This is a genomic window from Vibrio sp. HENC-03, from assembly GCF_000305755.2.
Classification (GTDB): domain Bacteria; phylum Pseudomonadota; class Gammaproteobacteria; order Enterobacterales; family Vibrionaceae; genus Vibrio; species Vibrio owensii.
The window spans coordinates 95,640-122,425 of sequence record NZ_JH976133.1 but is presented as its reverse complement, the minus strand read 5'-3'; the positions used below and the strand labels follow the sequence as shown (position 1 = coordinate 122,425).

The following is a 26,786-nucleotide window of genomic DNA, read 5'->3' as shown; positions in this document are numbered from 1 at the left end:
GAATCAGCTCTTCGGCTGTTATTGGTTGTGAGTGGTGTTTTGTAAGTGTCTTAGTGCCAACATCAACGCTGTGATGCTTCTTGCTTCACAAAAATCCAAGTGTGTTAAAAGCTCTTCTGCTTGAGCGAGTGGCCAACGAACAATGTCTAGTGGCTCAGGCTCATCGCCTTCTTGTTTTTCTGGATAAAGGCTCTGCCCCAAAAACAGTGTCATTTTGCTCGAGAAATAAGAAGGAGCAAGAATGACTTGTTTGAGTGGCGTCAGGTCATTAGAGCCAAAACCGATCTCTTCTTTTAACTCTCGGTCAGCCGCTTGTTGTGGTGTTTCACCAGGGTCGATCAAGCCTTTTGGAAAGCCGAGTTCGTAGCGTTCTGTGCCTGCCGCGTACTCGCGTACTAGCAGTAAGTCGCCTTGTTCAGTCACAGGAACAACCATCACGGCATCACGCCCACTCGGTTTCATGCGTTCATAAGTACGTAGTTCGCCATTAGAGAAGCGAAGGTCGAGGGCTTCCACAGTAAACAGTTTAGATTGTGCGACCGTCTGACAAGAGAGGATCTCTGGTGGGGTCCTTTTCGACATAACGCTGGCTCCTTAGTATCGTTAACTCATCGAAGAAATGAGATTTCTTAATATATGAGAAGAAAGCTCGAGTTTCTAGCGTGATGATTCAGCATAACGCAATTGAAAACAAAAATGGGAGGCAAGTGCCTCCCATTTCTCGTCGATATGCATTGCTAGTAAGTCATCAGCGACTTAGTAGTAAGAGTGATCGCCACGGTCGTGCTCGGTAGCATCACGAACAGCTGTTAGCTCACCAACGAATTGGTTCAAAAGCTCTTTCTCGATGCCTTCTTTTAGAGTCACATCAACCATTGAACAACCGTTACAACCACCACCGAATGCAACGATAGCGATGCCGTCGTCTGTGATTTCAACTAGGTTTACGTGACCACCGTGACCTGCAAGTTGCGGGTTCACTTGAGTTTGGATTACGTACTCAACACGTTCTACAAGTGGAGCGTCATCCGCGACTTTACGCATTTTTGCGTTTGGCGCTTTTAGCGTTAGTTGAGAACCCATTTTGTCAGTAACAAAATCGATTTCAGCGTCTTCAAGGAAAGGAAGGCTTAGCTCATCAATGAATGCAGAGAAACCGCTGTAAGGGATTTCAGTGTCAGTGCCTTCAACCGCTTCTGGTGGGCAGTAAGACACGCCACACTCTGCGTTTTGTGTTCCTGGGTTAACAACGAAAACTCGAATGTTAGTGCCTTCAGGCTGTTGGCCTAAAAGGTTGGCGAAATGCGTTTGCGCAGTTTCTGTAATAGTAATATTTGACACGACGAATACCTGAGTAAATTTGTAGGCTATTGCTGCTATTCTACTCCTGTTGACGGCTCGGTCTAGTCTTTTTGATGCTAAGACATGGCGAAGCGATCTAGAGTGAGCCCGGGGCAGGAGTTCTGCAGATGCAGTAAATATCGATGCTTTCTACGCCAACTTCAAGTAGTAAATGACATAATTGTCGGACCGTACTACCTGTTGTAACCACATCATCCACAATCGCGATGTGGGAAAAGTTCACCTCACCTTGTAGGGTAAATGCCCCTTGCAGATTTTGCTCGCGACTGGCTTTTTTGTTTCCTCGCTGCGACTGAGCGCTTTTGACACGTTTAAATACCTTGCTTTCATATCGCACATCTAAATGGCGGGCGAGGTGTTTGGTTAAGATATGGCTCTGATTGAAGCCTCGTTTTATGTAGCGCTGCCAGTGAATGGGCACGCTGGTGATGACGGGTGCAGGCTGCTCAATTCGTTCTGCTAATAGTTGAGTAAGCGCACTCACCTGCCATGCCTCGCCGTGATCTTTAAAGCGCTGTACTTGTTGAGAGAGCGGAAAGTCATAGTCACCTAAGGTATACAAACGCCGCCATGGTGGTGGCTCTTTCAGGCATTCTCCGCACTCTGCGGAGGATTGTGATTCCTCTTCTGTCATTTTTAAACCACAACGTGAGCAGCGTTTGATTGGTGTGAGGTGGTCAAAACAGCTGTCACACCAACGCATTAGGTTGGGCGTTTGGCGGTGAGGTATGGGAAATCGGCATAATCCGCATTGGCTACTGAGTACGCGATGCATGATGTTTTGCCATTGATGAGATAACATACAATCCATCCAAGGTGAGCGAGCCATCAGACTAAAGCTTGGATTGCGTTGTAAGGAATAAGATAAGTGGGAGAGAACGAGAGCATGAGCACGAATTTACACTGGCAGTCATTTGGTCAAGGACCAGATTTGGTGTTGCTTCATGGTTGGGGTATGAATGGTGCGGTATGGCAGCAGACCGTCGAGTCTCTTCAACCTTATTTCCGAGTGCATGTGGTCGATCTTCCGGGATACGGACACAGCGCAGAATCTCACGCTGAAGATTTAGCAAAAATCGCTAACCTTGTTTTGCAAGACGCACCAGAGAAAGCCGTTTGGCTTGGCTGGTCATTAGGTGGCTTGGTGGCAACCCACATTGCACTTAATGCTCCGCAGCGTGTGAGCAAATTAATCACGGTAGCAAGTTCACCAAAATTTGCTGCTGAGCGTCCTTGGCGTGGTATTCAACCTAACGTGTTAACCGCATTCACCGATCAATTGCTGGAAGACTTCTCTGTCACTATTGAGCGTTTTATGGCGCTGCAAGCGATGGGCAGCCCGTCTGCGCGCAAAGACGTTAAACAACTCAAACAAGCGGTGCTATCGCGTCCGCAGCCGAACCCTGATTCGTTGTTGGTGGGTTTGAACATTCTTGCCGATGTGGATCTGCGCGATGCGCTGACGTCCCTTTCTATGCCGATGCTGCGCCTTTATGGTCGACTTGATGGCTTAGTGCCAATCAAAGTGGCAAGTGACTTAAGCGAGCAGTTGCCAAGCACTCAGCAGTTTGTTTTCAATCAATCCTCTCATGCGCCGTTCATGACCGAACATGAAGCGTTTTGTCTCCAAGTGAGAGAATTTGCCGCTTAACGGTTAGGCCTGCACATCTAAACGAATAAAACTCCTAAAGCTGATTAAAAATTGGTCGATATAAGTTTTAGCGAACTCTTCTTGTGGGAGGAGTTTGCTGTATTGACGAGTTGGGCGACTCTGAGGAGGGTTCGCAATGATTGTGTCACCGGCTAACGTTAGCGTGCCACTGATCGCCCCATCCGTTAATGTGCAGACGGAACAAGCTGCTCGTGACAATAAAGTCCGAGAACCTGTGACGCCAACAGTCGCACTGGCGAAAACCAATGCGGAGCGCAAAGTAAAAAGTGATGAGAAACGGCGACGCCAATCCTCGTGGGACCCATCGGAGCATCCTGACTACGAAGTGGAACCCGAGGTGGACACCCGTTATCACGAAGAACCGGAAGACACGCTAGAACGTCTCTTTGGTTTGCTTGCACTCAAGAGTTACAGCGAAGATCAGGGTAAGGGCTACGCGATACGCTTTCGACTACCTAAGCGCATTTTGGATGCTGCGGTCAAAGAGGGATTGATGGAAAAGCGCAGGAAGGTGATTAAGTTTCATTATGGTCACTCGGTCGCGCCCCATACACCGTCAGAAGTGATAGCAGTATTATGACGACTCAATATCCTACTCAAATAAAAACGCTCCAAGCAGATTGACTGATTGGAGCGTTTTCTTTTTAGCGGTGAATACGAGTTAGCGGTGAAGCATCGTTATTAGTGGTGAAGCTTAGACGAGATTACTTTTTCGCTTTAGCAAACGCTGCTGCAAAAGCACCGCCCATTGCGCTGTTAGATGACGAGTCATCACGGCGAGGCTGACGACGCTGCTGTTGGTCATTACGACGCGGCGCAGCTGATGAGCGTTGGCTGCGGTTGTCTTGACCCGGTTCGTCGTTCATACGCATCGATAGACCAATGCGCTTGCGCTGAACGTCCACTTCCATCACTTTGACTTTAACGATGTCGCCTGCTTTCACCACTTCACGTGGATCCGACACAAAGCGATCTGTCAGTGCAGAAATATGCACAAGACCATCTTGGTGAACGCCGATATCAACAAAGGCACCGAAGTTGGCTACGTTAGACACCACGCCTTCTAGAATCATGCCCGGTTCCAAGTCAGAAACTGAGTTTACGCCTTCTGCGAACGTTGCCGTTTTGAATTCTGGACGCGGGTCACGACCCGGTTTATCTAACTCTTTGATGATGTCAGTAATGGTTGGAACACCGAAGTTATCGTCGGTGTAATCCACGGCATGCAGACCTTTGAGGAAGCTTGAATCACCAATCAGTGCTTTGATGTCTTTGTTGTTCTTCTCAGAAATCGCTTTTACCACTGGGTACGCTTCTGGGTGAACGGCAGACGCATCAAGTGGGTTCTTACCATCCATGATTCGTAGGAAGCCTGCACACTGCTCGAATGCCTTAGGACCTAAACGAGGTACTTTCTTCAAGGTTGTACGTGCTTCGAAGCGACCGTTTTCATCACGGAAGTCGACAATGTTCTGCGCAATGGTGCTCGACAAGCCCGCTACGCGCGTTAGTAGTGCTGCAGAAGCGGTGTTCACATCAACACCGACCGCGTTTACACAGTCTTCCACAATCGCATCCAGGCGTTTTGCCAGCATTGATTGGCTAACATCGTGTTGGTATTGACCCACACCAATTGATTTAGGATCGATTTTCACTAGTTCAGCCAGCGGGTCTTGTAGACGACGAGCAATCGACACCGCACCACGCAAAGATACGTCCATATTCGGGAATTCTTTCGCTGCAAGCTCAGACGCTGAGTAAACCGAAGCACCCGCTTCACTCACAATGATCTTCTGAACTTTCAGGTTGCCACGTTTGATGACGTCTGCGACAAAGCTGTCGGTTTCACGTGAAGCCGTACCGTTACCGATCGCAATCAAATCCACGTTGTACTTGCGCACCAACTGATCAACGATTTGCGCTGATTTGTCGTATTGCTTTTGTGGTGGGTGAGGGTAGATGGTTTCGGTTGCAAGCACTTTACCAGTCGGATCGACAATAGCGATCTTCGAGCCTGTACGCAGACCTGGATCGAGACCAAGTGTTGCACGAGGGCCCGCAGGCGCAGCCATCAACAAGTCTTTTAGGTTGGTGGCGAATACTTCAATCGCTTCGATTTCTGCGCGCTCTTTCATTGCGCCCATTAGCTCGGTTTCCATGTGCATCGATACTTTGATGCGCCATGCCCAGCTGATCACTTGCTTACGCCAGGTATCTGCAGGTGCGCTGCTAAGTGTCACGCCGTAGTGGTCTGCAATGATAGTTTCGCAGTAAGACTGACGAACGCCTTCTTCCTGTTCTGGATCAGCATTCATTGCCAATGTCAGGAAGCCTTCGTTACGACCACGCAGCATCGCCAACGCACGGTGTGATGGTACCTTGCTTAGTGGCTCGTTGTGGTTGAAGTAGTCTTTAAACTTCTCACCTTCTTGCTCTTTGCCTTCAACGACGCGAGCGCCCATTTCCGCATTGCGGTTTAGGTGACCACGGATTTTCTCTAGCAGGTTTGCGTCTTCCGCGATGCGTTCCATGATGATCGCACGCGCGCCATCCAGTGCGGCTTTGGTGTCTGCCACGCCTTTGTCTGCATCAAGGTATTTGCTTGCTTCGCTTTCTGGCTCAGTTTGCGGATGATTCCAAAGCTGGTCTGCAAGTGGCTCAAGACCGGCTTCAATCGCGATCTGACCTTTGGTGCGACGCTTTGGTTTGTAAGGTAGGTACAAGTCTTCAAGACGAGTCTTGCTGTCTGCCTGAGTGATTTCTTGTTCTAGCTCTGGCGTAAGTTTGCCTTGCTCTTGGATCGATTTCAGGATGGTCTGACGGCGATCGTCCAGTTCACGAAGGTAAGACAGACGGCTGTCTAGAGTACGCAGTTGGGTGTCATCAAGGCCGCCCGTCACCTCTTTACGGTAACGTGCAATAAATGGGACCGTGTTACCGTCATCAATAAGGGTTACAGCAGCGTTGACTTGCTCAGGGCGAACATTCAGCTCTTGAGCAATCATGCGACAGATAGCTTGGCTCATCCGTGTATTCTCTTTAATTCTGTTTGGGTATTGGTTGTGTATAGAACATTGGGGTCATTCATGGAATTTGCAATGTTTTAAACTAGTAACTCAAAAATTTACCGAGCGCTGGTGGACATCAGTCAGATTTGTGTCAAAACTGTAATTAAATTGAGAACTTATACATTTGGTTATCGACTAACCCCTGTACCTTAGCTCATACGGAAAACAATGATGAAGAAAATGTCTTTGGCTTTGGCGCTCTCTAGTGCCTTATTAGCGACGCCGTTCGCTTGGTCGCAACCCCTTTCTGCGACCACTCAAGATCCTATCTATCAACTTGATGACAAACTGGTTTTAGGTCGTGTAGAAAGTGTTTACTACAGCGACATTCCTGAGCTAAGCGATGTGCCATTTATCGGTAAGATTGATACCGGTGCCGATACCACGTCAATGCACGCTGAAAACATCCACGTGAGCAGTAGCAACCCTGAATACAAAAGTCTGAAAGACGACAAATTGATGTGGGCGATCATCGATGACCTTGGTGGGACGAAAGCCAAGTGGGATTCAGACAGCTTCAAACCTTACCAAGTGACCGTGAGCTTTACGATTCATCATCCGTACACAGGTAAAGAAATTAAGATCACCGATGATCTTGAACGCATCAGTGCGATCCGTAGCCGTACCAGTGAAAAACCAATTTTGCGCCCGACGGTAAAAATGCCGATGACCATTGCAGGGCACACGGTCGATACTGTGGTGAACCTGACCAAGCGTACTCAATTTTCAGCGCCGATTTTGATTGGTAAAACTTACCTCGATAACAACGCGTGGGTGTTTGCTGGTTACGACTACCTGCAAGAGCAGCCAAATGCACAAATGATAGGTAAGAAAGAAATTGTGAATGTTGAAGGCGTGCCATATCGCATCAGTATTTCTACTACCAGTCGCTACACCAACGTGCATGCGCTGAACATCAAGGTAGATAAGAAGAAAAAACAAGTCTCTTTCACCCTTGAAGGCGAAAACGGTAAGCGTCACCCAATGACACTGCCACTTGTTCGCATGCTGAAAACCAGCAAGAGTGAGCGTCCTTTGGTTTACCTTCCAGTGCAAGTGAGTGAAACCGAGACACAGCAATGGTTGGTCTATCTGCGTGATCGCAGCGGCTTTAGTTCGCAAATCCGTTTGGGCAAAGACGTGGCAAGTCAGCACTTCGTGATTGATACCGATAAAGAGAACTTGCTAGGTGGGGTCGAGAAATCATTCAAGAGCGCGCTTAAATCAAAACCATTGGTTATCTCTCCTGAAGAGACAGTGAATATCGATGGTCACGTGCTATCTGCTTATCCAACTTTTGCGGTTAAAACGCCGTTGTTGCGTGTGGATGGTTTTGAACTGACCGAGAAAGACAAAAAAGAAGTCGTGACCTTCTACCTGCCAAGTTCGAAGGGTAAGGAAGAGAAAATCACCAAACGTGTACTGAAGAAGCTTAAAGTCGGTGATTCGGTTCGCCCAGTTGTTGAGGGGGAATTCCTGTTTGGTGACGAAGAGAAGACCATCGACTTCGCGATTGATGTTTTAGAGAAAGACGACCAAGAGCAGCCGTTCTTTGTCTTCGGCCACAACATGGCGAAAGGTGGTGTGCTGCTAAATACTCGCGCTGACCACTTACTCGATGCGCGTCCACTGTTTAAAGCTGGCCACATTGAAGTGGCAGAAGTGGAAGGCATGTCTTTCCCTGTGAAATTGGATACGGGCGCGGATGTGAGCTCGATTAATGCCAAGAACATCAAACAGTTCAAGAAAGATGGCAAAGACATGGTGAGCTTTACCTACGAGAACGACAGCGGTATGAAGAAAGAATTTACCAAGCCCGTTGTTGACGTGATGCGCATTAAAGCCAAGAAAGGTGAGAAAGCCAACGTACGCCCTGTAGTGGAAATGCACGTTAAGCTTGGCGAATTAGAGAAGAAGATTCGAGTTAACTTGCAAGACCGTAGCCGCTTCCATTACAGCATGATTCTGGGTAAGAACTTCTTGAAGCACGGTGCGATCGTTGCCAGCGACACTAACTACATTGTGACCGAGAAGCCTGACTACGAAGAGTAACCTTCAAGGTTGATATCCAAAACGTAAAAGCCGCACTAAAGAGTGCGGCTTTCTTTTTATCGGGTCATTCAATCAGTTTTCTTCGGCTTGGTAGCGAATACTATTGATAAACCATTCTTTGTAGCCTTCCGGCGTTCTCACTGCGAACTCGTCATCGACTTCTTTTTTTAGTAGCGCACGAGCCATTGGGGAATCAATCGAGATATAACCTTTTGCATCGCCATAGATTTCATCGGGACCAACGATGCGGAAATTCTTCACATCGCCCGCTTCATTCTCAATTTCCACCCAAGCACCAAAGAACACTTTGCCTTCTTGCTGAGGCGAGTAATCCACCACTTTGACTTGCTCTAGACGCTTACGTAAGTATCTGACACGGCGGTCAATTTCACGCAGACGTTTTTTGTTGTATTGGTAATCTGCATTTTCACTTCGGTCGCCCAAGCTTGCTGCCCAAGTGACTTTTTTGGTGACTTCTGGGCGTTCTTCTCGCCATAAAAAGTCGAGTTCTGTTTTTAGGCGATTGTAGCCTTCACGGGTAATTAAATTGGTTTTCATTAGAAGTAAATCAGCCGTTATTGGATTCTGTTGATCATATTAGCCTTGATTTTGTCTGACTGTAAATTGTTGTGATGAGGAGAAAAATAATGCGAAACATCGAAATAATTCATCAAAACCGTGGCTAAGATAAAAAGAGTAACAATTTGAACAAGCACGTTTGAAAAAACAGTGATACATTTTTGACTATAGATGCCTCTGAAAGGATGTTTCAATGCAGGAAAATCATAAAATATTAGTGGTTGATGACGATGCTCGTTTGCGTGCTCTGTTGGAGCGTTACCTTTCTGAGCAAGGTTTTCAAGTGAGAAGTGTCGCTAACGGCGAGCAGATGGACCGTCTTCTGACCCGTGAAAACTTCCACCTTATGGTGTTGGATTTAATGTTGCCGGGCGAAGATGGCTTATCGATTTGTCGTCGTCTACGTCATGCCAACAACATGCTACCTATTCTGATGCTGACAGCGAAAGGCGATGAAGTCGATCGTATCGTTGGTCTTGAAGTGGGTGCAGACGATTACCTACCAAAACCGTTCAACCCGCGTGAACTGCTGGCTCGTATTAAAGCAGTACTTCGCCGACAAACGGTTGAACTGCCAGGTGCGCCAAGCACGGAAGAGAAAGTGGTTGAGTTCGGTGACTTCCGTCTGAACCTAGGTACACGTGAAATGTTCCGTGGTGACGAAGCGATGCCACTGACCTCTGGTGAATTCGCGGTGCTGAAAGCGCTAGTGACCAACGCTCGTGAGCCGATGTCGCGTGATAAGCTGATGAACATGGCTCGTGGTCGTGAATACTCAGCGATGGAGCGTTCTATCGACGTTCAAATCTCACGTCTACGCCGCATGCTAGAAGACGATCCAAGCAAGCCACGCTACATCCAAACGGTATGGGGCTTGGGTTACGTGTTCGTCCCAGACGGCAAAGAAGCGTAATACCTTCTAAGGCCTGCCGATAATACTCGGCTGCTCATATTCCACCCTCAAGCCTCCTTCCTGTTTGAGGGCTGGAAACTCGCAGTTAATGTTGTTCACTAGGAACAGTCCATTAGGGATCCTCCATGCGAATCCGAAGTTCATTTACACAATCCATTCTGCTGTTCATCTCTTTGCTTCTCGCTAGCCAAGTCTTTTCTTACTACGCCGTTTTTAACTACGCGTTGATGCCAAGTTTGCAGCAGTTCAACAAAATTCTCGCCCACGAGTTGAATCTGGTACTCGATGAAGATGGTCTACTCAAAGCTGATGCTCCGCTGCGCCACCAACTGCTGGAAAACTTGGGTGTGACGGTACACAGCGTTGATAGCGAGATGATGAATGAGTTCAATCATGCGATGTCGATTGATTTGATGTCGGAAGAGATGACTCAAGAGCTCGGCTCACCAACAGAAGTACGTTTGCTGCTTGGCAGTGAAAGCTACATTCTGTGGATGCGCATCGATCAGTTGCCTAACTCCATCATCCGTATTCCGCTTTCTGAATTGCAAGAAGAAGACTTTGCTCCGCTGTTCCGTAACAGCTTGATCATGGCGCTTCTGATCATTGCTGGTGGTTGGTTGTTTATCCGTTTACAAAACCGACCTTTGATTGCGCTAGAAAAAGCCGCTAAAGGGGTTGGTCGAGGTGAAATTCCTCCGCCGTTGCCGGAGAAAGGTGCTTCAGAAATCCGCTCTGTCACTCGCGCATTCAACCAGATGTCGAAAGGCATTCAAGAACTGGAAGAAGATCGTGCGCTACTGATGGCAGGCATCAGCCACGACTTACGCACGCCACTGACGCGTATTCGCCTTGCGACAGAAATGATGTCACCTGAAGACAGTTACCTAGCCGAAGGCATCATCAGTGATACCGAAGAGTGTAACGAGATCATCAGTCAGTTTATGGACTACCTCAAGCCAGTAAATAAAGAGTCGTTTGAGCAGGTGGACATTAATACCATCACCAGCGATGTCGCAACGTCGGAAGGGGGTTATGAAGTCGAAATTGAAACTGACCTCAACCCAACGATGCCAACCGCAAAAGGCAGTCCAATCGCGATCAAACGTGCGGTGAGTAACCTTGTGGTCAATGCTCTGCGATACGGCAATGGCTGGGTGAAAATCAGTACAGGCGTCACCGCCGACAAACAGTTGGTTTGGGTGTGCGTTGAAGACAATGGCCCGGGCATTGAGCAATCGCAAATTGCCAAGCTGTTTGAACCTTTTACCCGTGGTGATACGGCGCGAGGCAGTGAAGGGACAGGCTTGGGTTTGGCCATTGTGAAGCGTATCGTTAGCCAGCATTCTGGTTCGGTTGTGGTACGTAATCGCAGTGAAGGCGGGTTAAGCGCACAAATCAGCTTCCCAACCAAGTAAGCTTTCTCGCTCAATCTATCCTAATAAAAAAGCCCAACCAAAGTTTGGTTGGGCTTTCCGATCATCCTAGTGCAAGATTATACCAATTCCATCAATTATCTGCTCATTCTTGCTGGTTAAAATCACTTATAACGGTGTTAAAGATTTTGTAGGTAGAGTAACTAGCTAGCTGCAATCTTTGCCTTGTTCTAAGTGATTTTTCCGGCGCAATTTTTTGAACATCTAATTAACGGAGTTGGTATTAGGATTCTTTTACCTCTTGAGCAACCAGCTCATCCTCCTCTTCCAGTTTCTCTGGAAGCAGCAGGTTCAATACGATAGCGGTGATGCCGCCTGCTGCCACGCCCGTGGAGAAAATGCTCTTAATAAACTCAGGCATGAATTGCAGAATTTCTGGTTTTTGTGCAATGCCCAAACCCATTGAAAACGACAACGCCATAATCAGGATTGCGCGGCGATCGAGGTCGACACGAGAGATGATGCGTACGCCCGCTGCGGCAATGGTACCGAACATCACGATAGTTGCGCCGCCCAGCACTGGCTCAGGAATCAGCTGAACAAAGCTTGCCACGCCCGGGAACAGACCCAGAATCACCAACATGCCTGAGATGAAGTAACCCACGTAACGGCTTGCTACGCCAGTGAGCATAATGATGCCGTTGTTTTGGCTAAAGGTAGAGTTCGGGAAGCTGTTGAATACTGCTGCAATCGCTGAGTTCAGACCGTCAGCTAATACGCCGCCTTTGATGCGCTTCATGTAAACCGGACCTTTCACTGGCTCACCGGACACCTCAGACGTTGCGGTAATGTCACCAATTGCTTCTAGTGCTGTGATAAAGAAAATCAGAACCAGTGGAATAAACAGCGACCAGTCGAAGCTTAAGCCGTATTGCATTGGGATCGGCAGTGCGATGAGGTCAGTTTCGCCCAGTGTTGAGGTGTCGACCATGCCCATGAAGTACGCCATGATGTAGCCAACCAGCATTGCAATTACAATTGATGCAACACGTAGGTATGGGTTCTTTGAGCGGTTAAGGATTACGATCAAGCCAAGTACTGTGCCAGCGAGAGCTAACTTGTCTAGGCTACCGAAAGAGCCATCGCCCATTGCAGCATAGCCTCCGCCCATTGATACCAAACCCACTTGGATAAGCGTCAGACCGATAAGCGTCACGACAATGCCAGATACCAATGGCGTGATGATGCGGCGTGCGTGTTCTAGGACGCGAGATAGCAGGATCTCAGCAAAAGACGCCACCAAGATAGTACCGAAAATCGCTGCCATCATGGTGCCAAGATCAGCGCCACCTGCTTTAAGAGAAAGACCCGCACCAATGATTGGCCCTAAGAAGTTAAAGCTGGTGCCTTGCACTGAAAGCAAGCCAGAGCCGATAGGGCCAAAGGTACGAATTTGAATAAAGGAAGACACGCCAGATGCAAACAGTGACATGCTGATGATGGTGTTGGTTTGGTCAGCAGGCACACCCAAAGACTGACAAATGATCAGAGAAGGAGTGATAACGGCTACGAACATCGCCAATAAGTGCTGAAGTGCAGCAAAAATGGTCTGAGGTAGTGGTGGACGATCGTTTAACTGATAGACCAGTTCCGAAGTTCGGTTTGAAGTTGTCATGTTTGTCTCGCTAGTCGCAATAATTCTTGCCCCAGAGCTCGCTGAATGGGAGTGCTGGGTGGAGTTGACGTTATGACCTGTGATTGCTGTTAATCAGTGTCAACTCAGGTTGGTTTGATGTGACAAGATGCACACCATAAATTTTGAGCGCGATTATAGAGGGATTTATTCAAAAAGCAAACGTTTGCTTTGAGCTACAAAGAAAAGGCGATAACGGAATGGTTATCGCCTTTGAGGTTTTACTTTAGGAGGTTAGTTTTTTAAGTGCTTATCGAAGAAGCTCAACACATGAGCGTAATATTTAGCTCGGTGTTCATCTTTGTAAAAGCCATGTCCTTCATCGTCTAACACAAAAGATTCGTATGGGTAGTTGAGCTTGTCGAGTGCTTTAGCCATTGCCTCATAATGTTCAATAGGTGCACGTTGGTCTTTTCCCCCATGCACGAGAAGGATAGAAGCTTTCAACTTGTCTGCATTATGAGTTGGAGACATGGCTTTCCAGACTTTAGGGTCGGTTCCCAGTACTTCTTTCAAAAAGCTTAACCCCATGCGACTATCGGGCACATCACCTTCGGTGAACATCAACTCAAGGTCATAAACACCGGCACTGCCCACGGCGCACTGAAACAACTCAGGTGCAAGGGTGGCGGATTGTAATGCACTGTATCCGCCAAAGCTTCCGCCAGAAATACAGATGCGTTCTTTATCTGCGATGCCTTCTGCGACAATGTGTTTGGTGGCGTCGATGATGTCATATTGAATGTTCGTTCCCCATTTACGATAGCCAGCCTCTTCAAACTGCTTACCGAAGCCACCACTGCCACGGAAATTTACTTGCATCACAGCATAGCCATTGTTAGCGAGAAACTGATTCTCCTCGGTAAAACGCCACCAATCTCGTGGACCATGAGGACCGCCATGCGGATTGACGATAAGAGGGAGATTTTTAGCTTCAGTATTTGGTGGCAATGTAAGATAACCAGAGATGGTTTTCCCGTCTCGACTAGTGAACTCAAAAGGCTTCACTTCAGCCATTTTCTCTGGGTCTAACCACTCTCGTGCCGAGAACAGATAACGAATTTCTTTTGGTTCGGTGGTAAATAAGTAGTAATCCCCGGGGTTTCTATCGTTGAAGGCCATAATGACGTAAGCATCACCAGCTTCAGTCTCACTGACTAGGCGAACTTGATGACCAGGTAGAGAAGTGAGGATTTGCTTTAAGTATTCGCTGCGTTTGTTTTTTGGATCAACAAAGGCATAAGTAGGGTAATCACTTTCAAACTCGACCGCGTAAAGCTGTTTTGAGTCTGGATCTAACCAATATTCCTTCGGATCGACGGTATCATCCGAGGCAACTTTTGTACTTTTGCCGGTTTTTAAGTTGAGATGATGGATTGCTCTTGGCTCACCTGACTGACTTATCGCGGCATAAACGGAATCTTGATTCTCTGCAAAGGAGATAGGATAGAACTCTTCGAAATTTTTTAAAGCCGCCAATTTATCGGAGCTTTTCCATTGATCGTCGACGCGATAATAAAGCTCGACTTTGTTGTTGCTATTCAAGCCTGAAACAAAGCGAACTTCACCATCATGGTCGGTGAGAAACCGACTCAACGGGATGGGTGCTGTCGTTATCTTCGAGCGTCTACCGGTGTATACGTTGACGCGGTACACCTCTCTTGGCGCTTCCAAGTTGAAACTGTATTCACCGAAAGGAAGAGCTGAAACTAAGATATGGCGGTCGTCTTCAGGCAGAATATCTAAGACATCACCGTAAGCTCTTACGATAGAGGATGCTCGCACTAGGCGGCTAGTTTGAGGAGGGTTATAACCAAATATATAAGCGTATTTGTTTCCATCCACATTGGCCGAGACGAGTTCGCCATAGTAGCGAGGAGCGGTAGACCAACTCTTTAAATATTCTTTGGATGCGACAACACGTTCATTATTGACCCAGTAATAATCACCCACTTGCTCGTTACCTGAGAAGCGCAGCACACTGCTCGGCTGCATGGTTTTACTGTCGAGTATAACCAAAGCATCTTTACCATCGATGCTGGACTCAAAGGCTAAGTGCTTACCATCTGGTGATATTTTGGGATTAAAGTAAGCCGAACTTTTGGCAAAAAGCTCTGCCGACTGAAGAATCGCGCTCTGTTTATCTTGCGCTGCTATGGGGGCGGAGTGTACAGAGCCAACTAATGCTGCTGTTACCGCAAGCAAGGTACGTTTTTTCATGCATCTATCCTTGATGACATTGTGTATTTATGACGTTTTTTATATCCGCTTGGAGTATTAACTTTATGTAGAGTTTACTTGCTCTAACTTGTCGTAATTATTGAATAAAGTCGAGTTGGCTTTTATTAAATGAGATATTCATTGGCGCAATGAATGTATGCGAAACCTCCTTACAGAACGGTGTCTGTAAGGAGGTTTATTGATGGAGCGAGGGTAGGTGAGAAAAGAAGCGCTTACGCCTTAGAGTAAATGTCACGCTCGCCTAACCAACGGTCAATAATTGCCGTCGCATTCGTTGGGTAGTTGTCATGAATGTAACGCGCGATGCGTTGAACTTCCGGAATTAAGCGCTGATCTCGCACTAAGTCGGCAATTTTAAAATCTGCCAAGCCAGTTTGTTTGGTACCAAGAAGCTCACCCGGTCCACGAATCTCTAAGTCTTTCTGTGCAATCACGAAGCCGTCGTTGCTTTCACGTAATACGCCTAAACGTTTTTGGGCGGTTTTTGATAGTGGTGAGTGATACAGCAACACACAATGGCTCGCCACTGAACCTCGACCAACACGACCTCTCAACTGGTGCAACTGCGCTAAACCTAAGCGCTCTGGGTTCTCGATGATCATCAAACTGGAATTGGGCACGTCCACGCCCACTTCAATCACCGTAGTTGCTACCAGCAAATGCAGCTTGTTGTCTTTGAAATCCTGCATCACCGCTTGTTTCTCTGCGGGCTTCATTCGTCCGTGCACTAGACCAATTTTTACGTCAGGCAGTTTCCGTTGCAGCTCTTCTGCGGTATCAGCGGCAGCTTGAGCCTCCAAGACTTCGGACTCATCAATCAAGGTACATACCCAATACGCTTGTTTGCCTTCGTTTAAGCAGGCATTGCGCACTCGTTCGACGATATCATCGCGTTTGGTGTCTGGAATTGCGACCGTCTGGATTGGTGTTCGACCTGGCGGTAATTCATCAATCACTGACGTTTCTAAGTCAGCATAAGCTGTCATGGCTAATGTTCGCGGAATTGGCGTTGCTGTCATGATGAGCTGGTGTGGATAAGCGCCTTGTTTTGCGCCTTTCTCGCGTAGCTCTAAGCGCTGGTGGACACCAAAGCGGTGCTGTTCATCAATAATGACCAAAGCAAGATGATGGAACTCAACATGTTCTTGGAAGAGAGCGTGAGTACCCACGACCATTTGCGCTTCACCACTGGCAATACGCGCCAATTCGGCTTCTTTGGCTTTACCTTTTAATTTTCCTGCAAGCCAACCGACCTGAATGCCCATTTTCTCAAACCAATTGGCGAAGTTAATCGCGTGCTGTTCGGCGAGCAGTTCGGTCGGTGCCATTAAAGCGACTTGATAGCCGTGTTCAATGGCTCTGACTGCTGCGAGTGCCGCAACTAAAGTTTTTCCCGAGCCTACGTCACCTTGAACAAGGCGCATCATTGGGTGCGTTTTTTCTAAGTCAGCTTCAATTTCTTTAACCACTCGTGCTTGAGCATTGGTCGGCGAAAAGGGCAATTGAGCCAGTAACTGCTTTTTCAGCGAGTCACACGACGCCAAAGGTAATGCAACGTCTTGTTGCCCTTTGCTGCGCACTGCCAACATAGAGAGGTTCTGCGCCAGTAACTCTTCCATGATCAACCGAATTTGAGCAGGGTGTTTACCTTCATCAAACTCATCCAAATTAATGGTTGGAGGCGGTCGATGAATCGTATGCAGCGCTTGCGACATGGTGATCTGGTGATTGTACAAACCAGAAGGCAGCAACTCTTGTACAGCGGCTTTATCGAGGAGTGATAAGGCTTGTTCCGTCAGGTTACGCAAAGTGATTTGGCGTAACCCATCGGTGGTTGGATAAACGGGGGTTAAGCTCTGTTCCACATCCGGCTTTTGTTCACTTGCATAAAACTTGTAGTCAGGGTGAACAATTTCTAAGCCCATACTGCCACGCTTAATTTCACCGTAAGCGTGTACTAACTTACCATTCGAGAAATTGTTCTTCATCGCGGCAGTAAAGTTAAAAAAGCGTAGGGTAATCGTGCCATTGCCGTCACTGATTTTTACCGTCAGCATTTTGCGTTTGCCGAAAGTAGTATCGACAGCCATAACTTTGCCCTGTACCGCCGCCCAGAGCCCAGCATGCAGTTTGGCGATTGGGTAAATGCGAGTGCGATCTTCGTAACGAAGAGGAAGATGAAACAGTAGATCTTGAACACTATGCAAGCCAACTTTGGCGAGTTTTTCTGCGACTTTGGCGCCAACTCCAGACAGAGAGGTTAAAGGAACAGCAGATAACATTTGGGCAGACATAGTGGGCTCAAGAAAATAGTTAACATAGCAGTATGTTAACCACTAAGCTGTGTTTTTGTACAGGATTAAGTTATAGAAAGGGATGTGGGAACGCTTACGCTCCGAGATTCGAGAACGCGGAAATAAACTTAACCAGTGAGGCTAGAAAGAGCCATATCGATTGGTTATATGAGGTTATCTCGAAGCAAAGCGTTCTCGCCTCTCGAGTCTATCTATTTCTTCTGCATCTCTTTCCACCACGATTCGTCAGCCATAATTTGGCCTTCGTCATCAAGTTGTGGATATTCTAGCCCTTTGCGTTTCGCTACTTTTGCTAAGACTGGATGACCACGCTCAAACAGAATGCGGTTGATGGTCTCTTTTGGTAGAGCGCTTTCCTCACGTTCGTACATACCAGCGGCTTCACGCTGACGCTGCGCTTCATAAAGAATCACGGCACTGGCGACTGAGACATTCAAAGACTGCACCATACCGATCATTGGAATAATGATGTCTTGGTCTGCGAGTTTCTTCGCTTGCTCTGAAGCGCCAATTTTTTCGCTACCAAGAATGATCGCCGTTGGCTTGGTGTAGTCGATTTCACGAAAGTCGACCGCGGTGTCCGAAAGGTTAGTGACCAGAACTTGCATGCCTTGCGCTTTGAGCTCGGTAATCGCAGTTTCAATCGAATCGTGAGTATCCACTTCAACCCAGTTACGAGCACCTGCTGAGGTGTGAGTCAGTGTGCGCATTTTGTCGGGCCAAATCGCATGAACTTTGTGTAAGCCTGTTGCGTCAGCGGTACGGATCACTGCAGAAACGTTGTTCGGCTTATGGACTTCTTCAAGGCACAGAGTGAGGTCGGTTTGGCGTGCTTTTAGCACCTGATGGATGCGGTTGTAACGTTCTAAATTCATAATAAATAGGGATATAAAAAAATCGCCACCCAGAGTGTGGGTGGCGATAGAGTTTAGTTCTTTCTTCGTCTGACTCGAGTCGCCTGTGGCATGGTCTTAATCTTACGCATGATGCCAGCAAGGTGAACACGATCTTTGGTGGTTAGCAGAACGGTAACGGTGTACAAGCGACCATCGCGTTCTTCGGTTGAGAGACCGTGAATGTTCGAACCAGTTTTCGAAATCACATTGGTCAATTCCGCTAACGCGCCTTGGTTGTTGAGCATATCGACTTTCAGTTCCGCGATGAACTCTTTGTCGTACTCTTCAGACCAAGCGACTGCCATATATTTGTCCGGCTCTTTCTGGTATCCGCGTACGTTTGGACACGTTTCACGGTGAACCACAAGACCACGACCTGGCGATACGTGAGCAATAATGTGGTCATCCGGGATAGGGTGACAACAATTTGCGAAAGTCAGTAGCAGACCTTCTGCACCACGGATTGGCAGTTTCTTGTTAGACTCGTTTGGAATTGAGCTTGTGGTGGTCAATTCATCAGTGTCACCCAATAAGCGACGTGCGATGACGATACTCATCAACTCACCCAAACCAATAGCTGCTAGCAGATCATCGACGCTTTCTAGGCGCAGATCAGTCAGCACTTCTTGGATGTTTTCTGGGTAGATTGAATCAATCGAATGACGACCTAAAGCGTGATTCAGTAGACGACGACCTAAGGTAATCGACTCTTCACGACGCATGGTCTTCAATACTTGACGAATCTTAGTACGCGCGCGAGAAGTCACGACATAGTTCAGCCAAGCTGCGTTTGGACGCGCACCTGGTGCACTGATGATTTCTACTGTCTGACCGTTCTTCAATGCCTTACTTAGTGGGTAAGGGTTACGGTCAACACGAGCACCAACACAAGAGTTACCAACATCAGTATGTACGGCATAAGCAAAGTCGACAGCCGTTGCGCCTAATGGCAGTTCAACGATACGACCTTTTGGTGTGAAGACGTAAATCTCATCAGGGAAAAGATCCGATTTTACGTTTTCGATGAATTCGAATGAGTTACCAGCGCTTTGTTGTAGCTCAAGCAGGCTTTGCATCCAACGCTGAGCTTTCACTTGTGCTGTTGTGCCAGACTTGTCGCCCTTGTCTTTGTATGACCAGTGCGCAGCGACACCTTTGTCCGCCATTTGATCCATATCTTCGGTACGGATCTGAACTTCAACTGGCACGCCATGTGGGCCAACCATAGAGGTATGCAGCGATTGGTAGCCGTTCGCTTTTGGTACCGCAATGTAATCTTTCATACGACCAGGACGCGGCTTATACAAGCTGTGTACTTGGCCTAGAACGCGATAACAAGTATCGGCAGTATCAACAACCACTCGGAAAGCGTAGATATCCATGATGGTGTGGAAACGCTGTTCTTTGGTTTTCATCTTGTTATAGATGGAGAACAGGTTCTTTTCACGACCTAACACGCGCGCATTCAAGCCAACATCTTCGAGTCGACCTTCAATTTCGCTGTGAATACGTTGGATCATCTCTTTACGATTACCACGTGCCGCTCTTACCACTTCTTTTAGAACGCGGTAGCGGTTCGGGTAAAGCGCTTCGAAGCCAAGCTCCTCAAGTTCCGTTTTGATATTGTGAATACCAAGACGGTGAGCCAGTGGCGCGTAGATTTCCAGTGTTTCACGAGCAATACGGCGTTTTTTGTCAGGGCGCAGGGCACCTAACGTGCGCATGTTGTGCGTACGGTCAGCCAGTTTGATCAGGATAACGCGGATGTCTTGCACCATCGCCAGAACCATCTTACGGAAGTTCTCGGCTTGAGCCTCTTTCCTATCGCGGAATTTGAGTTTGTCCAGTTTAGATACACCATCAACCAGCTCAGCGACGGTATTGCCGAATTTCTCTTCGAGATCTTCTTTTGTAACGTCACAGTCTTCGATGACGTCATGCAGCAAAGCAGCTTGGAGGGTTTCGATATCGAGGCGCATTTCGGCCAAGATTCGAGCCACAGCGACTGGGTGGATGATGTATGGTTCACCGCTTGAGCGGGTTTGCCCTTCATGGGCATCTCTTGCTACCACATAAGATTGACGCAGAGCCTCAATTTGAGGCTCTGTTAGGTATTCTTGGGCAACGTCTTTGAGGCTATCGAATAGATACAAATTATAGGCCCGGGAGGTTGTTGAATTCTAAAGTCAGAATTAACGGTTGTGAGCGATGCTGCTTACTGCCGCTAGCTCTGCCGCTTCTTGCTCTTGCTGTTCTTGACGTTCACGAGCGTCTAGAACTTCTTTAGTAATTAAACCTTCTTCGATTTCGCGTAGAGCGATAACCGTTGGCTTATCGTTCTCTTCTGGCACTAGTGCATCTTTACCGCCAGTTTGCATTTGACGAGCGCGGCGAGCCGCAATCAGTACTAGGTCGAAACGGTTGCCAACTTTTTCAACAGCGTCTTGAACAGTTACGCGTGCCATGAGGACTCCAAATAGTTAACTAAATTTTGAATGACGAGAAAGTATACAGTCTCAGCGTAATATTTACTAGCGATAAGACGTGCAACAACAATGACTTTCTATATAAGCAATATAAGCTTCCTTACCGTAATAAAGAAGCGAAAATTTGTGTTTCTGAGCAGAATTACTCTGCTAGAAGTGCGTCAAGCATACCTTTATATTTAGCAGCTTGCTTTTCTTCCTTCAATCTTTCCGCACGTAGGATGGCTTTAAAGTCCATCAATGCAGTATCGAAATCGTCGTTTACGATCACATAATCGTACTCGTTGTAGTGCGAGATTTCTGACTTTGCTTCTGCCATGCGTTTTGCGATAACGTCATCGCTGTCTTGACCACGAGTGGTTAGGCGGCGCTCAAGTTCGCCATTTGATGGCGGTAAGATAAAGATGCTTTTCGCTTCTGACATTTGCTCGCGGATTTGACGCGCGCCTTGCCAGTCGATGTCTAGGAAAACGTCGATGCCTTTGTTTAGCGTTTCTTCAATCCATACACGTGATGTGCCGTAGTAGTTACCAAACACTTCTGCATATTCTAGGAAGTCGCCTTGTGCAATCAGAGCTTCAAACTCTTCTTTTGCAACGAAATGGTAGTGGATACCGTTTTCTTCGCCAGGGCGCATGCCACGAGTAGTATGAGACACAGACACTTTCATTGCGTATGTTGGGTTACGTTCCAACATTGCTGAGATCAAGCTAGATTTACCTGCGCCGCTAGGTGCAGATACGATATAGAGAGTACCTTTGCCCATTGTACTGTTCCACTTTTGGTTGGATTGAGTGAATGCCGAAAAGAAGTCTCGACCTTGTAGTTATGCCAATGATGCTTATCAGCGAGATTGGTATAACGATAGCACTGACGTTGATGATTTCTCCACCAAACCACTCAGGATTGGTGATAAACCCGCCAGAAAAATGGAGGCGAAGAGTATCATGAACTCCCTGTGGTTGCTAGCCGATCTTTTTGATCTTTGATGTGTGGGATGACTTCTCCCTCTATATATAGAGGCGAAAAAAGGGGAAGCTTTCACTTCCCCAGGCGTGCGACTGACTCACACTTAATCTTCGGAGCAACTTTAGCGTTGCACGTTACTGCTTTTCAGGGACTAGCCTTGTGACTCCAAGAAGTTTATCCAAGGGCTAGCTACTGCTTTCATGTCAGGTGATTGTGCTGCACTCTTCATTGCTTTAAGTGCATTACTTGGCTGGTTGAGCTCAAAATAAGCCATGCCTCGAATGTAATTCAGTTCACCTTTATCATCGCGTTTGGCGTCTGGAGCTGCATTCTTCGCAAACTTGGTTGCTGCAGAGTACTGCTTATCCAAGATCATCAAACGAGCAATCTTGATCTGCGTTTTGGCTTTTGGTGCTAATTGGTAAGCCGCTACATAGGTCTCAATCGACTTATCCAGTTCCTGAGCCTGTTGCCAGAAAGACGCTAGCTTCTCTAAGTTTTCAGCATTACGCGCAACATGACCTTCTTCCATCGACGTTTGCATTGTTTTAGCCGCACGGAAAGGTACACCTTGATAAGCTTGGAAGTTCACTAAACGTAGATACTCTTTCTCTCCTTCTAAGAGACCCATTTTATGAGCCATTTCTAAGGTCGAAAGGGCATTACGCTCTTGCTTGAGTTCCATGTAAATACCAGACAATTGAGTCCAGTAACGCTTATTTTGCGGGTACTTGGTGGTTAAGATTTTTAGCACGCCAGCAACACTTTTGAATTGCTTTAGTTCATAGTGAGCAGACATCAACAGTTGATACCAAGATTCACTAGGGTTCTTCGTCATTGCAATTGCCTTTTTGGTTGGCGGAATTGCGTTGCGGTAATCTTCTAGTTGAATGTAAGCACTTGCCAATGTGATGTAAGCATGTGCTTGAGGTTTTTCCTCTGTTGTTTCAGCAATCTTGAACCACTCGTTCATTGTATTAACGGATTGCTTAAATTTGCCTTCTGCTAGATAAAGCTGTGCAAGGCTATAACGAACCTGTTGAGCTACGGGTACTGGTAAAGCATCTAACTTGAGTGCTTCAGCAAAGTATTTCGCTGCTTTTGGGTAATCGTCCTTTAAAGAATACAGAAAGCCCATCTGTTGCAGTAACACGGCGCGGTCGTATTTCTTTTTCTTGGTACTTCCCAAGGCAGAGTTCAGTTTAGAGATTGCATCCGAGTATTTTTCAGTTGCAATCAGTTCCTGAACTTTGTTCACGGTTCGGAATGTTCTGTCAGACAACTCAGGAGTATTGGCAAAAGCAGGCGCGCCATACGCGCCTGAGATAAACACCAGAGAAGCCAACAACTTAGTATATGCTTTCATATTGCGACTCCTTAGTTCGTAGAGAACTCGATTTCCTGAGAAAGACGAGAGCTAACCGCTTGGCCATCAACCATTTTTGGTTTGAAAGTCCACTTTGATACAGTTTTCTTCGCTGCTTTACCCAAGCCCAACTTACGTGGTGATTCTTTTAAGACTTTAACGTCTTGTACGCCACCACGTTCGTTAACCGTAAACTCTACGAGTACGATACCTTTTTCTAATCCCGATCTCGCTGCTTTACGAGGCATTTGAGGCTGGAAAGTCGCAAGAGGAACTGGGCCTCCGCTACCTGCCAACTTAGCACCACCACCTTGGGTGTAGTGTCCAAGTACTGAACCACCGGTTACGTTAACTGGAAGATCAAGTTTTGGCATGTCCATTGGGATTTGATCCATCACCGGTTTTACCGTTGCCGTTACCTTCATTTCTGGAGGTGGTGGCGGACGCTTCGGTGGTGGCGGTTTCGGAAGTTCGCGTTTTTTCTCCTGTATTTTTTCGTCCGGTTTAATGCGAATGAATTCAACCATACGTAGGTCATCATTCGACACTAGCTCGTGGCGCTCTTTGTTTACTAGCTTGTCCATCCCCCAGAACAATCCGAGGGAGACAATGAGCGCCAGTGCAATTGAGGCCAGATACCGCATAGGCTTAATCCTTATTGGTTGCGGCAATGGAGATGCTTTCTACACCTGCCATCTTAATCTGGTCCATAACCTTCACGACTACGCCAGCGTTAGCTTCTGTATCCGCTTGGATAACAACCGCGCCATCTGGGCTTTCTGCACGTAGACGTTCGATGTTGGCACGTACGGCGTCAACTTCAATACGACGTTTATCAACCCAAACATCACCCGCAGCACCGATGGCAACCATGATGTTACCTTTCTTAACGGTTTGCGCTGAGCTCGCCGTCGGACGATTTACTTCAAGACCTGCTTCTTTAACAAACGATGTTGTTACGATAAAGAAGATCAACATGATGAACACGATGTCTAGCATCGGGGTCATATCGATAGCAGCTTCGTCGCTGCTGTCATTGCTATAGCGTCTCTTCATGACCTATACCTCTAATTCCGTTTACTCAGGCAATGTGCTTTAGCTTGTCTTCAAGCTTCTGCGTGGTGACTTTGGCTAAATGATCAAGACGTGTACTAAAGAAAAGTCCTGATAGTGAAGCCACCATTCCCGCTAGTGTTGGGATTGTTGCCTTTGAGATCCCCGAGGCCATTGCTCGAGGGCTTCCTGTTCCTGTTACCGCTAAGATGTCGAATACTTGAATCATGCCGACAACGGTGCCGAGCAAGCCAAGTAGGGGACAAAGTGCAATCAATACTTTGACGATTGGCAGTCCCTTTTTATTCTCAATATCCTGACGAGAAACCATTTCTTGTCGGATCATCTTTGCGTTCCAGCTTTTATGTTCTGAACGCTCTTCCCAAAAGCTAACGGCTTTTTTCATTGCTTTGGGAGCGACGGCAGCGAAGTAAAACCAACGTTCTAGTAAGACTGCCCATAACATGAAGCTGAGGATAAAGATGGCGACAAGTACATCACCACCCATTCCCAAGAAGCGCCTAATTGATTCAAGTTCTCCAACTAACCACCACATAACGCCTCCTTAGCTTTCGGCTTTATGCAGTTTTTCCTGATAGCGAGCGATGAAGCCTGCACTCTGTTCTTCAAGAGTTTGAACCAAACGACGACCTTTACTGTGTACGATTGTGTACAGGAACAGCAGAGGAATTGCGACAACCAGACCAAGCATCGTAGTAACAAGTGCTTCTGAGATACCGCCAGCCATTAGCTTCGGATCACCTGTACCAAATAGTGTGATTGCTTGGAACGTACCGATCATACCCATAACTGTACCCAGTAGACCTAGAAGCGGTGCTACAGAAGCAAACAGTTTGATTGAGCTGATAAAGCGTTCAATGCTCGGTGCGTTACGCAGGATGATTTCGTCCAGCTTCGCTTCAAGATCTTCAAGGTTGTCACCTTTATGTTCTTGGTAAGCTTGGATAACTTCACCCAATGGGTTGCCAGGGATAACAGTGTCTGATTTCGCTTGTTTGCGCATTTTGCCACCGATAACCAATAGGCGTAGGTAACAAACGAGAGCGATAAGTGCACCAATTGCACCCATACCTAGGATGACGTAACCAACGATACCACCTTGGTCAATACGCTCCTGAACAGTAGGGCTTTGTACTAATAGAGACAGAATCACACCACGAGATGGGTCGATAAACAGTGGTTCGTATGTGCCGTCTGCTGATTCAAAACCACCCACAAGACGAGTGATGTTTTTGCTTGGTTGACGTGATAGCTCTTCGAACTTACCTGTTTGAGGTACGTAAGTTACGTATTTGCCATCTGCGATTGCGTTAAACTCACCAACTAAGGTTACGTCACGGACCGCTTCTTTACCTTCACCGTATACAACGGTTGCTGGTGCTGTTGTTGTATCGCCTGAAGCTACGACTTGTTGTAGGATCGTGTGCCAAAATGCTTCAAGTTCTTGCGTTGATGGCAGTTCTTTACTTTCTGCTAGTTTAGACAGTAGAGCATCACGCTCAGGGAAAAGAACGGCGTTTTGCGAAGCGGCAAATAGACCTTTGAATTCACCCGCATACTGACGAACCACACCAAACATCTCACCTAGCGTACCTGAACGAACGCGAAGCGTTTCAGTCAGCTCCGTCAGCTGTTTGTCATTTTCGTCAAACGTGGCTTTAAGCTCATCACCTAGTGCTTGTTGTGCTGCAAGTTCTGCACGAGCTTTTTCAAGCAGTGCAGCTTGTTGGTCACGGTTGTTTTTGAACTCAGCTTCACGAGCTTTGTTCTCTTTTGATTCAACGATACTTTCTGATTTTACGTTTTTCAGTAGTTCAGATAGGTTCTGAGGTGCTTCAGCTTGTGCACCAGAAATCATGAATAAGCTCGCTAGCAAACCAGCGGCTAGAGTTTTGAATCCTTTCATTTCTTATTCCTCCCCAGCAAATACAGGCAGTTTGATCAGCGCTGGTGGCGCTTGTTTCTTAGCGATACGAAGGCCTTGCTGTACAGCGATACGGTAGTTCTCAGGTAGTGATTCCCATTGACGAGTTTGTTGGTTCCACATGCCTGTTTCACCGCCATCCGGAGATTGGAATAGAAGCGCAGTACGACCAATACGTAGGAAGTCGTAAGTCACGGTTTCACCGTTGCGCTCTAGGCTAGCTTTGTAAGATTCAATTGAGCGAGAGAAGCCTTCTTCGATTTGGTAGGCTTCCATCACTTTACGGAATTTCTCTGAAGTTGTTACGTCCGCACGATCCATTAGGTCACGTAACTCAACGACACGTTTAGTACGCTCTTCTTTTTGGAATGGTAGATCCAGAGTAACGAATTCATCTAGGGCATCGATCATTTTTAGCGTAAGAGGCACAACCTCTGTTGCTGTTTGGTCGATTTGAGCAATCTGGCTGTTCAATGAATCCAGCTCTCCCTGCTGAGATTGAACCATGCGGTTGATTTGCTCGTTGTAGACTTTCATGCTGTCGATCTGACGCAGTAGGCCTTTGTATTCAGCCAACATGCCTTCAGTGCTTTCAGCATAGGTGTCGATTTTTTGTTGTGAAGCCTGAGAAGACTTCGTTGTCTTTGCTTGGTTAGCGACAACGGTACCAGAGTCCGCAGCAACAGCTGCTCCACTTACCGTTAGTATCGCGGCAGTAACTGCACTTACGCCAAATTCCTTTAACGTCATAGTTGCATCCTTGTCAGTGTATAAAAGTCAGTCGAGAGGGGCGCAGGAAA

General features: G+C 47.1%; 23 protein-coding genes. 5 read left to right on the top strand and 18 right to left on the bottom strand.

What is annotated here, in order from left to right; translation table 11 throughout:
* Window positions 1-18: 18 nt before the first annotated feature.
* From nudE to VCHENC03_RS00725, 3 genes are all read right to left on the bottom strand, one after another.
* Window positions 19-582, bottom strand: a complete 564-nt coding sequence (gene nudE / locus VCHENC03_RS00715; protein WP_009707963.1) for an ADP compounds hydrolase NudE — start codon at window positions 580-582, stop codon at window positions 19-21.
* 174 nt (window positions 583-756) lie between these two features.
* A complete protein-coding gene (gene nfuA, locus VCHENC03_RS00720; protein ID WP_005434470.1) occupies window positions 757-1,341 on the bottom strand; it encodes a Fe-S biogenesis protein NfuA in 585 nt (194 codons plus the stop codon).
* Between the two features lie 97 nt (window positions 1,342-1,438).
* On the bottom strand, window positions 1,439-2,164 hold the full coding sequence (locus VCHENC03_RS00725) for a ComF family protein (RefSeq protein ID WP_009707962.1): 726 nt from the start codon (window positions 2,162-2,164) through the stop codon (window positions 1,439-1,441).
* An 84-nt stretch (window positions 2,165-2,248) separates the two neighbouring features.
* Between VCHENC03_RS00725 and bioH the strand changes: the two genes are divergently transcribed.
* Entirely contained in the window at window positions 2,249-3,013 is a 765-nt protein-coding gene (gene bioH / locus VCHENC03_RS00730; protein ID WP_009707961.1) for a pimeloyl-ACP methyl ester esterase BioH, read from the top strand.
* A 136-nt stretch (window positions 3,014-3,149) separates the two neighbouring features.
* On the top strand, window positions 3,150-3,614 hold the full coding sequence (locus tag VCHENC03_RS00735; protein WP_005430182.1) for a hypothetical protein: 465 nt from the start codon (window positions 3,150-3,152) through the stop codon (window positions 3,612-3,614).
* Between the two features lie 124 nt (window positions 3,615-3,738).
* Here the strand turns inward: VCHENC03_RS00735 and VCHENC03_RS00740 are convergent, their stop codons facing one another.
* On the bottom strand, window positions 3,739-6,060 hold the full coding sequence (locus tag VCHENC03_RS00740; RefSeq protein ID WP_009707960.1) for a Tex family protein: 2,322 nt from the start codon (window positions 6,058-6,060) through the stop codon (window positions 3,739-3,741).
* A 210-nt stretch (window positions 6,061-6,270) separates the two neighbouring features.
* On the opposite strand from VCHENC03_RS00740, the gene VCHENC03_RS00745 reads away from it, so the two are divergent.
* A complete protein-coding gene (locus VCHENC03_RS00745; RefSeq protein ID WP_009707959.1) occupies window positions 6,271-8,154 on the top strand; it encodes an ATP-dependent zinc protease family protein in 1,884 nt (627 codons plus the stop codon).
* Window positions 8,155-8,226: 72 nt separating this feature from the next.
* Here the strand turns inward: VCHENC03_RS00745 and greB are convergent, their stop codons facing one another.
* Window positions 8,227-8,712, bottom strand: coding sequence for a transcription elongation factor GreB (gene greB / locus VCHENC03_RS00750; protein ID WP_009707958.1), 486 nt, complete (start codon window positions 8,710-8,712; stop codon window positions 8,227-8,229).
* 214 nt (window positions 8,713-8,926) lie between these two features.
* Here greB and ompR point away from each other — a divergent pair, with 214 nt between their 5' ends.
* Both ompR and envZ read left to right on the top strand, forming a co-directional pair.
* Window positions 8,927-9,646 (top strand): osmolarity response regulator transcription factor OmpR, encoded by a 720-nt coding sequence (gene ompR, locus VCHENC03_RS00755; RefSeq protein ID WP_005430151.1) that lies wholly within the window; start codon window positions 8,927-8,929, stop codon window positions 9,644-9,646.
* Between the two features lie 125 nt (window positions 9,647-9,771).
* Entirely contained in the window at window positions 9,772-11,064 is a 1,293-nt protein-coding gene (gene envZ / locus VCHENC03_RS00760; protein WP_005430094.1) for a two-component system sensor histidine kinase EnvZ, read from the top strand.
* Between the two features lie 241 nt (window positions 11,065-11,305).
* Here the strand turns inward: envZ and VCHENC03_RS00765 are convergent, their stop codons facing one another.
* The 13 genes from VCHENC03_RS00765 to VCHENC03_RS00825 all read right to left on the bottom strand — a co-directional run bounded on the left by VCHENC03_RS00765 (window position 11,306) and on the right by VCHENC03_RS00825 (window position 26,736).
* On the bottom strand, window positions 11,306-12,697 hold the full coding sequence (locus VCHENC03_RS00765) for a uracil-xanthine permease family protein (protein ID WP_009707957.1): 1,392 nt from the start codon (window positions 12,695-12,697) through the stop codon (window positions 11,306-11,308).
* A 252-nt stretch (window positions 12,698-12,949) separates the two neighbouring features.
* Window positions 12,950-14,935: a S9 family peptidase gene (locus VCHENC03_RS00770; RefSeq protein ID WP_009707956.1), complete on the bottom strand. Its 1,986-nt coding sequence runs from the start codon at window positions 14,933-14,935 to the stop codon at window positions 12,950-12,952.
* 233 nt (window positions 14,936-15,168) lie between these two features.
* On the bottom strand, window positions 15,169-17,250 hold the full coding sequence (recG, locus tag VCHENC03_RS00775; protein ID WP_009707955.1) for an ATP-dependent DNA helicase RecG: 2,082 nt from the start codon (window positions 17,248-17,250) through the stop codon (window positions 15,169-15,171).
* Between the two features lie 212 nt (window positions 17,251-17,462).
* Window positions 17,463-18,146 carry a tRNA (guanosine(18)-2'-O)-methyltransferase TrmH gene (gene trmH / locus VCHENC03_RS00780; protein ID WP_009707954.1) on the bottom strand — a complete coding sequence of 228 codons (684 nt, stop codon included), beginning with the start codon at window positions 18,144-18,146 and terminating at the stop codon, window positions 17,463-17,465.
* A gap of 53 nt (window positions 18,147-18,199) precedes the next feature.
* On the bottom strand, window positions 18,200-20,320 hold the full coding sequence (gene spoT, locus VCHENC03_RS00785; RefSeq protein WP_005434453.1) for a bifunctional GTP diphosphokinase/guanosine-3',5'-bis pyrophosphate 3'-pyrophosphohydrolase: 2,121 nt from the start codon (window positions 20,318-20,320) through the stop codon (window positions 18,200-18,202).
* Between the two features lie 39 nt (window positions 20,321-20,359).
* Window positions 20,360-20,632, bottom strand: a complete 273-nt coding sequence (gene rpoZ / locus VCHENC03_RS00790) for a DNA-directed RNA polymerase subunit omega (protein WP_005379346.1) — start codon at window positions 20,630-20,632, stop codon at window positions 20,360-20,362.
* Window positions 20,633-20,795: 163 nt separating this feature from the next.
* Window positions 20,796-21,419: a guanylate kinase gene (gene gmk, locus VCHENC03_RS00795; RefSeq protein ID WP_009707953.1), complete on the bottom strand. Its 624-nt coding sequence runs from the start codon at window positions 21,417-21,419 to the stop codon at window positions 20,796-20,798.
* 354 nt (window positions 21,420-21,773) lie between these two features.
* Window positions 21,774-22,988, bottom strand: coding sequence for a tetratricopeptide repeat protein (locus tag VCHENC03_RS00800; protein WP_005434449.1), 1,215 nt, complete (start codon window positions 22,986-22,988; stop codon window positions 21,774-21,776).
* Window positions 22,989-22,999: 11 nt separating this feature from the next.
* The gene (locus tag VCHENC03_RS00805) at window positions 23,000-23,632 is read right to left on the bottom strand and encodes an energy transducer TonB (protein WP_005394943.1); all 633 of its coding nucleotides are present in this window, start codon (window positions 23,630-23,632) and stop codon (window positions 23,000-23,002) included.
* Window positions 23,633-23,636: 4 nt separating this feature from the next.
* Window positions 23,637-24,044 carry an ExbD/TolR family protein gene (locus VCHENC03_RS00810; protein WP_005430119.1) on the bottom strand — a complete coding sequence of 136 codons (408 nt, stop codon included), beginning with the start codon at window positions 24,042-24,044 and terminating at the stop codon, window positions 23,637-23,639.
* Window positions 24,045-24,069: 25 nt separating this feature from the next.
* Entirely contained in the window at window positions 24,070-24,597 is a 528-nt protein-coding gene (locus VCHENC03_RS00815; RefSeq protein ID WP_009707952.1) for a MotA/TolQ/ExbB proton channel family protein, read from the bottom strand.
* 9 nt (window positions 24,598-24,606) lie between these two features.
* Entirely contained in the window at window positions 24,607-25,968 is a 1,362-nt protein-coding gene (locus VCHENC03_RS00820) for a MotA/TolQ/ExbB proton channel family protein (protein ID WP_005434439.1), read from the bottom strand.
* A gap of 3 nt (window positions 25,969-25,971) precedes the next feature.
* Complete coding sequence (locus VCHENC03_RS00825; protein ID WP_005434436.1) at window positions 25,972-26,736, bottom strand: DUF3450 domain-containing protein; 765 nt, start codon at window positions 26,734-26,736, stop codon at window positions 25,972-25,974.
* Between the last annotated feature and the right edge of the window lie 50 nt (window positions 26,737-26,786).